This is a genomic window from Sinanaerobacter chloroacetimidivorans, from assembly GCF_018128545.1.
GTDB classification, from domain to species: Bacteria; Bacillota; Clostridia; order Peptostreptococcales; family Anaerovoracaceae; genus Sinanaerobacter; species Sinanaerobacter chloroacetimidivorans.
In genome coordinates, this window is record NZ_JAGSND010000038.1 from 1 (window position 1) to 11,555 (window position 11,555).

Genomic DNA, 11,555 nt, shown 5'->3' on the forward strand with positions numbered 1-11,555 from the left:
ATGCCTAAGGATTGGTAATTATGAATCCATTGCCTAAAAGATTCATAGTTGATACCAATCATAGTTGCAGTATGTCTGATAGAATCCTCGCCTTCTATACACCTGAGAACATATTTTAATTTATCCTCTGGTGAAAATTTACCTTTTCGTTCCATAAAAATATACTCCTCCTTATGGCAAACAATTTTTATTTTTAAACTGTCTACCATAAGGGGAGCATATCAATAAAAGGCGGGCTCCTATTTTTAGTCCATCAGGTACAGTTATACCCTATGTATTCCAGCATGTTTCTCAAGGATTTCCTGAGTTTCTGCATCTAACCCCTCCATTTCTCCAATGGCTTTAGCAAATCCGTAGACTTTCAAGAAATGATTTATCTGCAGGGGATCTCCAGCATAATAATGAATCATTTCATTGATTACCTGACCTGTTTTCTTCATATTTTTCCTCCTATGATTTAACTTTAACAAATCTATTTTAACAGTTTAAGCCAACACCTTAGGCTAACGATACTCATGACTGACTTCAAGGACTTGCGCCTCTGTATTTTCTTCTACGAAGTTTATGACATGTTCCAGAATGCTATCCCCCTGGGCCTGGCTCTGTGCCGCATAAACTGCGGCAATTACAATGGTTTGATGGACATCCTGGTCCTCTGCTTCTATTACCGAGAGGTTAAATTTGTTTTTTAGTTTTCCGCACAAGCTTTTTACAATCATACGTTTTTCCTTTAAGGAATGTACCCAAGGTGCATAAAGTTTTATTGTGATAGCACCGATAATCATAGATTTCCACCTTTATCGATGACAGCTTGCAAATCCTTGATCCCCATGTTCTTATCCCATTGGTTGAAGCTGCAAGGGAACTGGGCCCAGCAGGACTGACACTCAAGATACTGCCTGGCATCCTTATGTTCCCTGTTATCATATTGAAATGACAGGAATTCATCTGTGTTCTTCAATCCCGGAGCGTCGGAATCAATCACATAGGAATACACAAAGGATGATTCATATTTCACATGAAAATAATTGTTATGACAATAGGGGCAAACTAATATTTTGGATTCGTTCATTGATTTCCTCCTGAAGTAAATTTAGCAGCGGATGCCTATTTATAACATGGCCGAAACGGCAAACTTTATACCAAATATTACATTTATCAATTTGAAAGCGGCAATGGTATACTTTCATCAATATGAAATTCCAAGAAAGGCCAAAGGGAAAACGTACATATGAACTACATAAGAATTATTTCGCTATCCATTGTGATAACACTAATACTATGCAGCTTCACATCCGGTACCAATTTAACCAGCCCCCAACCCAGGAAGAAAATCATTGGTTATTATGCGGCTTGGGCTGCCTACGGAGGCTTCACTCCTAAAAGCATCAATGTCGGTAAACTAACCCATATCAACTACGCCTTTGCCGCCATAGGTTCGGATCTGAAGATAACCCTGGGTTTTCCGGATATCGATCCGAAAAATTTCAAATTGTTAAATGATCTGAAAAAGAACAACTCAAACCTGAAAACCTTGATCTCCGTAGGAGGCTGGACCTGGTCCGGGAGATTTTCAGATGCGGCTCTCACGGAAAAATCAAGAGAAGTCTTTGCGGACAGCTGCGTTGACTTCATTACCAAATATGGTTTTGATGGCATCGACCTTGATTGGGAATACCCTGTCAGCGGCGGTTTGGCCGACAATACCTATCGTCCCGAGGACAAGCAAAATTTTACCCTCCTTCTGAAAACAATACGGCAAAAATTGGATGCTCAAGAGTCAAAAGACAAGAAAGAATATCTTCTCTCCATAGCCGGCGGAGCAAGCGCCTTTTATTTTAAAAATATTGAGTTGTCCAAGCTTCATCCTTATTTAGATTACGCTTCCCTTATGACCTATGATATCCATGGTTCCTGGGATCAATATACGGATTTTCATGCTCCCTTATACAGCAATAAAGATGTATCACCGCAATACAAATGGAGTGTGGATTCCAGTGTGGACCTCTGGCTGAAAGCCGGTTTTCCAAAGGACAAGCTCGTTGTGGGAATCCCTTTTTACGGACATATTTACACTTCGGTAAAAAACAACAAGAATGGCCTGTATCAGCCCTATCAAAGTACCAATTCCATCAGCTTCCGGGACATCACCGCAAATCATCTGCTGAAACCCGGTTATGTGCGATACTTTCATTCTGAATCCAAGATCCCCTGGCTTTTTAACGGATCTACCTTTATTAATTATGAAGATGCCGAATCGATTAAAATCAAAGCGGATTATATCAAAACAAAAGAACTCGCCGGCGCCATGATCTGGGAATTGAGTCTTGACTCCAATCAACTCCTTTTGAACGCGTTGTATGACGGAATTCAGAAATAATTCTGCGATTCTGTGGAAGGCCTTAAAGAAGCTGATCTTCCTCATTAAAATAAGTACGATATCCAAGCTGAAGCATGATCATGACGGAAACGGACACTGCCCCAAGAATGCCCAGCATGATTGCGATTTGATACGCTATGGCGGTAGTAGGCAACGTTCCGGAAAGAATCTGGCCTGTCATCATTCCCGGCAAGAATACGATGCCCATTCCCATCATGGATTGAATTGTCGGCATAATGGCCGCATCAAAAGTGCGATTAATAATTTCCCGCATTGCCATTTGAGGTGTCGCTCCAAGTATCAATGCTTCTTCTATCAGATTTCTTTGAGTTTCTATTCCTTCAGACAGGGATTTCACTCCGAGGGATATCCCTGTCATGGAGTTTCCGATCAACATGCCTGCAATTGGAATAAAATATCTCGGGTCGTACCAGGGCGAAATTCTGACAACGATAAATAAAAAATAGATCAGGCAGGAAAAGGTGCCGAAAAACATGGATACTGCTATGATCTTTCTGAGTTTTGAAGTCACTTTTCCCTTAAATTTCCTCAGGATGGTACCGATAGCGAAGATCTCCATCAGCAGAATCATGACACCGGTAAGCAACGGATTCGGATAGCTGAAGATCGCAACCAGCACATACCCCGTTAAGATTAACTGCAAGGTCATTCGCAGAGAGGAGATAACAATTTCCTTTTCTCTTTTTAAACCTCTTTTATGAACAAAAAACAGTACAATCAGTACAAATATATATGCTAAGAGAATTTGCCAAAACGTTAAATCAATGATATTATTCATATTTGCTCCTTCTGTTCAGAATCTTTCCATTTGCCATTTCTATGATTTCATCCCCGTATCTTTCAGCCGCCCCCTTTGAGTGAGTGACCATGATCATTGTTTTTTTCTTTTCCTTGACTTGATCCGCCAGCATTTTGATAATTTCTTCTTCCGTCTCCTCATCCAGCGCGGAAGAGGGTTCATCAAACAGATATACCTCCGGATCAAGAAGCAAAATACGCCCCAGAGCCAATCTTTGCTTTTCACCTCCTGAGAGCACCCCTACCGGATCTTCGAGATTCTTTTTCAGCCGAACCATTTCTAACATATCATAGAGTACCTGGTCATCCGGAATTTTTTTCTGCTGAAACGTAAAGCCTGCAATCAGACTATCCTTCACGCTTTCCCCAAACATCACAGGGTTTTGGGAAAGCATCATAACTTTTCTTCTCAATTCAATGGAGGGGATTTTTTTCAAATCCTCGCCATCATAAAAAATACTGCCCTCTGTAGGGGAAATGATTTTATTCATGAGTCTTAAAACAGTGGTTTTACCGCTGCCGCTGGCACCGACAAAGGTAATGATTTTTTCAGGCTCTATTGTAAGATTGGGGATCTCCAAAATTTTTTTGTATTTTACATCGTTAAATACGAACATCTTTCTTCTCCTTTCGCCTTGACAGGATAGCCAGACCAATTACAATCAACAGGATCACATCCAAAAAACCATAGGTAGCTTCAAAAGGGATTACTAGTTGGTCTCGTATTTGAGTAAAAAGCGCCCCCATTGGTGTAAGCAGCGGATATAGTATAAAAATATTAGATGTCAGCCGGAATAGGGAGGAATAGACAAGCCCAATGATAAACAACACCGGCAGTTCATCAGCAGGCATTCCATAACCGACATGATACAGAGAGTAAATCAGTGCACTGAGAAAGATTCCTGGAATGATACCGAAAAATTCTTCCATCTTTAGTTGTACCCATCCCCTATAAAAAATATTTTCATAGAATCCAACAGCCAGGGCCATGGCACCAAGAGGAACCAGTTCATGCAAGTCGGGAAGAATCATCTTACTTAGCGTCAAATAATATTGAACGACAGAAAAGATAAAGCATAATCCAATACTGACTGCAAGCTTATCCTTTTTAATCCCTAAGCTTGCTAACGGTCTCTTCATAACAAAGAGGGTCCAGACAACCGGTAAAAATACTCCAAACATTGCAATTCCTATGATTCCAAAGGTAACAAACTGAGCTGCCACTCTCTGAATTGTGATCACTTGAAATGAAATATAAAATGTCAATACAACCAGCATCCAGGATAAGAGCACTACCCACAATTCTTTCGTAGGGTTCCATTTCATTAATTTATGGTTCATAATAGTTACCTCTATCAAAATTTATTTGAATTTAACTAAATATTTTATTGATGCCTCTAATAATAATCCTTTTAGATCTTTCATTATAGCTGCCGCTCTGTCCCCCTCCCAAAGGGGATAAAGATCTATTGGGAGTACCGCATCATTGGCAGCAATGCTAAAAAACTGCCATCCCAGTTCATGAAGCACCGGGAGCGCCAATCCATTGCCGACAAAATGATCCTTCCGGCATTCTTCTTTGAGTTCCTGAAATTTTCCGGACCACTTGCCAATAAATTCTTCATATCTTTTCTTGAGGATCTCTATATGATAGACTTCTTCAAGAAACTCCTTCATTTCTTTTTTGATATACATGTCGCCGTACATTTCGAGTATATCCTTTTCCATTCCATATTTTTTTGTCAAGGTATCCACTTCATTCCTAAAATCATACGGTGAAATACCTATTTTTGAGTTTGGGAATGAAAATCCTATTTGATGCAGCTGATCAATCATTTCAGATTTCTGTTTCTTGTCATCGGGAAACTCTATATTGATTAGATACCATTTGCCATTCCATGGCAAGTGGCGAAGATGATATCTCCTCCAATAGCTATTTACCCCCTTATTCCAACTTTCAATCGATTCCCTGCCTAGATGAGAAAGAGTGTAATACACATCTCCATCCTCTCTGGAGTTTACAAGCACATTAGATTTCACTGCCCTGGACAGTGACATCCGTATCGCGGATTCATTTTTATCAAAGACCTTTAGTATCTCAAGCAGACTTGATAATTTCAAACGATCATTAGAAGTTTCTGTCACATAATGGTTATAAATAAATAGAAGCAAACTCGTTGCACTGTCATTTTTTCGTAAAATAAGGTCCATTTGCACATCAGCCTTTCTTTTTATAACGTATAAATCTATAATATAATTATATGTTATAACTCAGTTTTGTCAACAAGAAAAACTTAATTTTTTCTATCTTTTTTTCTTTTAAAATATCTAAAAATAACTTGTAAGCAATAGTAATCTATAGTACACTAAAAAACACTACATAATCATATACAGGGAAAAACTTACGGGGTAATGCTTACGGTATTTGGAGTGTTACACCGTTTTTTTCACCTTTTTTACGTTTATGCAGCGCCCGGTGTACTTTTATAATTTCATATTTTCGTAGTTGAAAGGAGATAAGTATGGATCTTTATTTGAAAAACAAAGATAACGATTTTTTTTACAACACTTTTTTCAAGAATAACGTAACTCCTATGTTAATTACTGATTTTCAGACTATGAGAATTGTTGATGCCAACCTGGCAGCATGCTCCTTTTATCAATATAGCTATGAAGAAATTCTTTCATTAAAAATTACGGATATCAATATATTACCAAATAATAAAGTAATGGCTAAAATGAATTTGGTTGTGAATCACGTGAAAAGCAACTTTTTGTTTAAGCATCGAATGGCCACCGGCGAGATCAAGGATGTTAGCGTACATGCCGGTCTGATTCACATTGGCCGTAATAAATACCTGCATTCCATTGTCAATGATATTTCAGACAGAAAAGACACGATAGATGAAATATCAAAGTTAACCTCTCAAATGAATGTCATGCTGGACAATTTGCCTTTCATCGCCTGGATCAAGGATACGAAGGACAGATATATTGCAGTTAACCGCCCCTTCGAAAACTATTGCGGAAGATTAAAAGAGGAAATCATCGGAAAAAGAGACTGCGAACTCTTTGCAAAAAATTTGGACGACATGTATCTGATCAAAGACAGTTCCAATCTGACCGAAAGGAAAAACGGGCATTTTATCGAAAAATATGAGAACGGCAGATGGAAAGAAGAATATAAAAGCCCTGTCATCGATGAATATGGAAATATGATTGGTACTACAGGATTGTCCAGGGACATTACGGAAAGAAAACTATTGGATAAAGCCCTTCACGATGCAGAGCTGAGAGAAAAGCAGCTGCTGAAAGAGACCATTGAAATTAAGGACAACTTTATCACCCTCATCACACATGAGTTCAAAACACCCATAACCATTATCAATGCCGCGTTACAAACTATTGAAATCGTGTGCAAGGATGACATCACCGATAAAATGAAAGGCTACCTGAATAAAATCCATCAGAATTCCCTTAGGCAGCAAAGATTGGTTGATAATCTTCTTGATATCACGAGGATCAAAGCCGGGCAGATGAAAGTCCAATTCACGAGAACCGAAATTGTATCCTATACCCGTGAAATCACCGAATCGGTAAAAGTGTTTGCTCAGCAAAAAAAATTAGATTTAACATTCCATACCTCATGTCCCGATGAAATGATTACTTTGGATCAGGAAAAGTACGAGCGGATTTTATTGAACTTGCTTTCCAATGCCATAAAATTCACACCTCCCATGAATACAATCGGTGTCCGGCTGTCAACACAAGGAAATTTCATTAAAATCGAAGTCAAGGACAGGGGGATAGGCATCCCTAAAAATAAGCAAGCCATAATCTTTGAGCAATTCGGACAAGCCGACAGTTCCTATTCCCGGCAGGCAGAGGGAACGGGTATTGGACTCTACTTAGTGAAATCCCTGGTGGACACACTGGGCGGATCCATTTCCCTGAAGAGCAAAGTGAATCGCGGCTCTACCTTCACGATTCTGCTTCCCAAAGTTCAAAATAATTACGATATTTCTCAGCAAAAAATCAGCGGCGATCGAATTCAGCAAGCTGCTTCTTTAGAGCTGTCTGATATTATATTTTAGATAGCTAACATGAATTCTCACAGGGATTTTCTTTCCCTTCCATGATTTATTGGGATAATTGCAACAGCCTGCGTGCAGTCAGCAGGTGCCAGGCCAAACTAAAGATGCCGCCAAACATGGCTGTTATCATTGCTATTTGAAAGTAACCCGATACAAAGGTTACCCAAACGGTAAATACCGTTAGAAGTGTAAATCCTAAAATTCCTGCCCAGGCAGTTTTTCCGCTGAATATCCCGCCGCCTAACATGATCAAGGAAAAGAAAATTCCTGCTGCCTCTGTTAGGATAAAACCAATAAAACTACCTGGTGTAAAATCTGCCCCCTTTGCAAGGATTGCTTCTCCGGCTGCCGCTAACAGTTCTCTTTGAGACACCGTTGCCGCGGCGAAGTATTTACTGCCAAGAACAGACATGGGTATTGCCGCGTTATTTGAAAGATAAATCGCCGTTCCAATCAGATAAAGGATGATCGTTAGGGTGGCATATACTTTATAGGACTCTTTATGAAGTGCATAAATTGCCAGATATAACGGAATGGTCACCGTTAAGGAAATAACATTGATAAAACCCAGCATACGCAGTCCAAAGAGCCGGTTGTTTTCGTAGATCGCATACCAGTCCACAGCGGTGAGCGTGTTCGGGTCTACGTCTCCTCCCCCGAAAGAAATGATAATATCCAGTAAAAATAATGTGAAGGCAATCAGAGCAGCGATACCCCCTAATTTGTAAATACGATTCCAGCCGGAATCCGCCTTATGGGCAGCATCCGATTTACACATTGTTATAGTCATCTTAGTCTCCTTATTATAAAATTTTAATGAAAATCCGCAATCATTCCGCTGCGGTTATTTTTTGGTCAGAAGATAATCGGCTATTTTTTCAATATCTTCATAAATGCTTTCCTCGTTCATTTCCTCGTGATAAGAAATATTTAAAGTCAGCATTCCATGCATAGCATATATAAAAATTTTTGCTATTACTTCAATATCTTTCGCATCTATAATACCTTCCGTCACGAAACCCTTAAAAGTTTCTGCCCACAGTGATTGGAAATCAGGATCTTTTTCTGTGGAATCCCCTGTTTTATTTGGCCGGATCAGCGGATGCAAATAGAAAAATTTAAAAATAGCGGGGTTTTGAATATAATATGCAATGTATATTTTGAAAAGCGTTTTTATCCCATGGATATCATACTTGGTCTGCTGCATTTCTTTTTGAATAAAATCGATCAAATCATGGATCATGAACTCTTTAACGTCCCAAAGCAGCTCATTGACATCAGCAAAATAATTATAAATCGTGGCATAAGAATAGCCTGCCAGATTAGCTACTTTTCTGACAGAAACATTTTCGACCCCCTCTTTCATAATAATTTCTTTCGCAGCCTCCAAAAAATATTTTTTCATGCGATTCCTTTTCAGGCTTTGTTTCTCATCTTTTGCTATTTCTTTCGTCATCGTCATCGTCTTCCTATTTCCCCTCTTTTTTCTCTGTGGCTTCTTGTTTGATCGAGCGTGTGTTTTTTATAACTTTAACAATTATAAAATTTATTAACATATATATATTTCATTAACACTGTTAATATATTCAACTTTATACTATTTGTCAATGATATTTTTAAAAAATTTAAAAAAAAAAGCAGAGGGAGGGCCCCTCTGTACGTTTTGATTTTTATTCAGTTGCAGTCATCAGGTTTTTATCTGCTAGAAATGCTCAATAAAGGAACGGATAACATCGACTCCGCCGATGAATGTTCCAATGGATCCCCCGACATTGGCCAGTGTCACAATCAATAGAATTCTTGTCACCTTGTTATTCCAGAAGCCTTTCAAGCTGTAGACATCTTCTACAAGATTTTCAAAATCCTGAACGCTGGGCCTGCGAAGATAAGTCTGGGTCAGTCCGGCAAACCATCCTACGGCAAACAGCGGATGCAGCGTAGTAATCGGTGCCGCTACAAAGGAAGTCAGGATGGTAAGGGGATGCCCAAAAGCCAAGGCTGTTCCCAAAGCTGCAAAGGTACCGGTCCACAGGATCCAATTCAGGGACTGCTGCGCACCTGCCGATGGATTTGCGATAAAGATGGAGACCAGCAGCACGATAATCAACAGCGGAAATATCCAGGACAGGATTTTGCCCACCTTGGATTTCTGCGGTACCTTATTCAAGAGTTCCAAATCATGCTCCTTAAAAATTTCATTCTTGATACCGGGAACATGGGCGGCACCTAAGACGGCAACAATCTTGCTGCCAGGAGCATCCTTGATTTTCTGTGCCAGGTATTGATCTCTTTCATCAACAAGGGGTACTTTTAATTTGGGGAAGGATTCTGTCAAATCATTGAGCATCGAGTTAAGCATATCCTGGGTCTTCATTTGTTCCAGGGTTTCTTCAGAAATGGTATCGTCACTGAAAATACTCAATACAATACTGGTCATCAGTTTTATCTTGCCCCAAAAGCCAACATTGTGCCAGATTCTTGAAAATGTCGTCTGAATATTTCGATCAGCCAGCACAATGTTGGCATGAATTTCATTGGCAGATTTGATCCCCTGTATCATTTCCTGACCTGCTTGAATGCCGAATTGCTTGGCCATCCGTTTCTGAAAGGAAGAAATCACTAAATTAATTAATAATAAAGTAGCCTTCTTTTCCTTGATTATTTTAAAAATATCCGTCTCCTGCCACTTTCTGCCTTCCATTATCGTCTGATATCGCTGTTCGTCCAATTCTATACACACAGAATCAGGTTTTTCAGACTCAATTACATCCTTTACCTGCTCTGCACTTTGTTTGGATACATGTGCGGTTCCAATCAGGATATACTCTTTCCCATTGTCAGTTATTCTCGTTATATTTCCGTTTTCCGTAATCATTCATTCTTGTTCCTTTGCATCTTCATTCGGGTTCTTCTCTTTCCCTATCATAATTGTATCCTTCCGGATTGTCAATGTAATCAAAGGATTTACTATACCTTCTTCCATTAGGTAACAAAAACAGCCGTATGATTCATACGGCTGCTCCAAATGTGATTCAGTTATGCGATGTTATTCATATAAGCACTTTACAAGCTTGGTGTACATTTGATCACGATACTTAATAACCTCTTCATCCTTCCCGTTGGAGTAATCATAGAACCCGGCCCCGCTTTTAACGCCAAGGCGGTTTTCATCCACACACTCTTTGAGAAGACCAAAGCTTGCATCGGCATTTGATAAGTCAGCAAACAAATAAGAAGCAATATTGCTAAATACGTCAAGACCACCCAGATCAGATACTTCAAAGGGTCCCAGGCAGGCATAGCGCAATCCCAGGCCATATTTCATGACATCGTCAATGGCTTCAATAGAGGCAATACCACGTTCCTGAATGTGAAGGCATTCTCTCAGGATCGCCAGCTGGATTCTGTTCAAAACAAATCCTGGAGCGTCCTTTACAATAACAGGCTTCTTTTTTACCTTCAATGCCAAATCTCTAACAATTTCGGCACTTTCATCCGTAGTATGTTCTCCTTTAATTACTTCAATTAAAGGAATAATATGTGGGGGATTGATCCAGTGCATTCCCAGAAACCTTCCCGGATTAAAGACGACTTCAGCGATCTTTGTAATGCTTAATCCTGAGGTATTGGTCGCCAATACCACATCTTCACCCACCAGGCCCGATACTTCAGCCCAAAATTTGTGCTTTACTTCGATTCTTTCCAGAATTGCTTCTACCACAAAATCAGCTTCCTCAAAGCAATGTATATCTGCGGAATAGTCAATACGGTCAAGGAGTTCCTCCGAATCCTCTCTAGACAAAATCCGCTCAGACACCTCTGTTTCCTGATTGATGGCAATCAGTTTCTTAGCCTTTACCAATGCTTCCGGAAAAAGGTCATATAATACAACCTGATAACCGAATTTTGCAAAAGTTTGGCCCATGGAGGCTCCCATGGTTCCTGCACCTGCAATGACAATTTTTTTAATTTCTCTCATAATTATCTTCCTCTAATCGTTATGGTCATCTTTTTTCTTTAAAGAGTTTAACATTGATTGCTTACGATAACCAGATCTATCTTTCCATTTCCTTTAAATCCGGACTGATGATCAGCTTGCATTCCGTGGCTTCCTGAATCTGTTCTACCGTGTAATCAGGATGCAGCTCCTTCAGGACGATTCCTTCCGGTGTTACTTCCATAACTCCCATCTCGGTGATGATCATGTCCACCACTCCCACTGCCGTATAAGGCAGGGTGCATTCTTTCAGAATCTTATGCTT

14 protein-coding genes and 1 pseudogene are annotated in these 11,555 nt (G+C 39.7%); 2 read left to right on the forward strand and 13 right to left on the reverse strand.

The window, feature by feature from the left end:
- The 4 genes from KCX82_RS23310 to KCX82_RS22555 all read right to left on the reverse strand — a co-directional run.
- The coding region (locus tag KCX82_RS23310; protein WP_405127721.1) for a helix-turn-helix domain-containing protein at nucleotides 1–209 on the reverse strand (209 nt) is incomplete at its 3' end.
- 54 nt (nucleotides 210–263) lie between these two features.
- Entirely contained in the window at nucleotides 264–440 is a 177-nt protein-coding gene (locus KCX82_RS22545) for a hypothetical protein (RefSeq protein ID WP_227020691.1), read from the reverse strand.
- Nucleotides 441–503: 63 nt separating this feature from the next.
- Entirely contained in the window at nucleotides 504–785 is a 282-nt protein-coding gene (locus KCX82_RS22550) for a DUF503 domain-containing protein (RefSeq protein ID WP_227020692.1), read from the reverse strand.
- Nucleotides 782–1,072 (reverse strand): hypothetical protein, encoded by a 291-nt coding sequence (locus KCX82_RS22555; RefSeq protein WP_227020693.1) that lies wholly within the window; start codon nucleotides 1,070–1,072, stop codon nucleotides 782–784. The genes KCX82_RS22550 and KCX82_RS22555 overlap by 4 nt, the downstream gene beginning before the upstream one ends.
- A gap of 159 nt (nucleotides 1,073–1,231) precedes the next feature.
- Here KCX82_RS22555 and KCX82_RS22560 point away from each other — a divergent pair, with 159 nt between their 5' ends.
- Nucleotides 1,232–2,380: a glycoside hydrolase family 18 protein gene (locus KCX82_RS22560; RefSeq protein WP_227020694.1), complete on the forward strand. Its 1,149-nt coding sequence runs from the start codon at nucleotides 1,232–1,234 to the stop codon at nucleotides 2,378–2,380.
- A gap of 22 nt (nucleotides 2,381–2,402) precedes the next feature.
- Here the strand turns inward: KCX82_RS22560 and KCX82_RS22565 are convergent, their stop codons facing one another.
- From KCX82_RS22565 to KCX82_RS22580, 4 genes are read right to left on the reverse strand one after another with little or no spacing between them, the layout of a single operon-like run.
- Nucleotides 2,403–3,179, reverse strand: coding sequence for an ABC transporter permease (locus KCX82_RS22565; RefSeq protein ID WP_227020695.1), 777 nt, complete (start codon nucleotides 3,177–3,179; stop codon nucleotides 2,403–2,405).
- Nucleotides 3,172–3,816: an ABC transporter ATP-binding protein gene (locus tag KCX82_RS22570; RefSeq protein ID WP_227020696.1), complete on the reverse strand. Its 645-nt coding sequence runs from the start codon at nucleotides 3,814–3,816 to the stop codon at nucleotides 3,172–3,174. The genes KCX82_RS22565 and KCX82_RS22570 overlap by 8 nt, the downstream gene beginning before the upstream one ends.
- Nucleotides 3,803–4,540, reverse strand: coding sequence for a CPBP family intramembrane glutamic endopeptidase (locus KCX82_RS22575; protein WP_227020697.1), 738 nt, complete (start codon nucleotides 4,538–4,540; stop codon nucleotides 3,803–3,805). Before KCX82_RS22575 ends, KCX82_RS22570 begins: the two co-directional genes overlap by 14 nt.
- 21 nt (nucleotides 4,541–4,561) lie before the next feature.
- Entirely contained in the window at nucleotides 4,562–5,410 is an 849-nt protein-coding gene (locus KCX82_RS22580; RefSeq protein WP_227020698.1) for a hypothetical protein, read from the reverse strand.
- Between the two features lie 311 nt (nucleotides 5,411–5,721).
- On the opposite strand from KCX82_RS22580, the gene KCX82_RS22585 reads away from it, so the two are divergent.
- The gene (locus KCX82_RS22585; protein WP_227020699.1) at nucleotides 5,722–7,293 is read left to right on the forward strand and encodes a sensor histidine kinase; all 1,572 of its coding nucleotides are present in this window, start codon (nucleotides 5,722–5,724) and stop codon (nucleotides 7,291–7,293) included.
- Between the two features lie 46 nt (nucleotides 7,294–7,339).
- On the opposite strand, the gene KCX82_RS22590 is transcribed toward KCX82_RS22585, so the two are convergent.
- The 5 genes and pseudogenes from KCX82_RS22590 to KCX82_RS22610 all read right to left on the reverse strand — a co-directional run.
- Complete coding sequence (locus KCX82_RS22590) at nucleotides 7,340–8,083, reverse strand: hypothetical protein (protein ID WP_227020700.1); 744 nt, start codon at nucleotides 8,081–8,083, stop codon at nucleotides 7,340–7,342.
- A gap of 54 nt (nucleotides 8,084–8,137) precedes the next feature.
- Nucleotides 8,138–8,749 carry a TetR/AcrR family transcriptional regulator gene (locus tag KCX82_RS22595; protein WP_227020701.1) on the reverse strand — a complete coding sequence of 204 codons (612 nt, stop codon included), beginning with the start codon at nucleotides 8,747–8,749 and terminating at the stop codon, nucleotides 8,138–8,140.
- A gap of 246 nt (nucleotides 8,750–8,995) precedes the next feature.
- Nucleotides 8,996–10,168, reverse strand: a complete 1,173-nt coding sequence (locus KCX82_RS22600) for a TraB/GumN family protein (RefSeq protein ID WP_227020702.1) — start codon at nucleotides 10,166–10,168, stop codon at nucleotides 8,996–8,998.
- A gap of 171 nt (nucleotides 10,169–10,339) precedes the next feature.
- A complete protein-coding gene (locus tag KCX82_RS22605) occupies nucleotides 10,340–11,272 on the reverse strand; it encodes a 3-hydroxyacyl-CoA dehydrogenase family protein (RefSeq protein WP_227020703.1) in 933 nt (310 codons plus the stop codon).
- Nucleotides 11,273–11,348: 76 nt separating this feature from the next.
- Nucleotides 11,349–11,555, reverse strand: a pseudogene (locus KCX82_RS22610) (succinyl-CoA--3-ketoacid-CoA transferase); the annotation flags it as partial.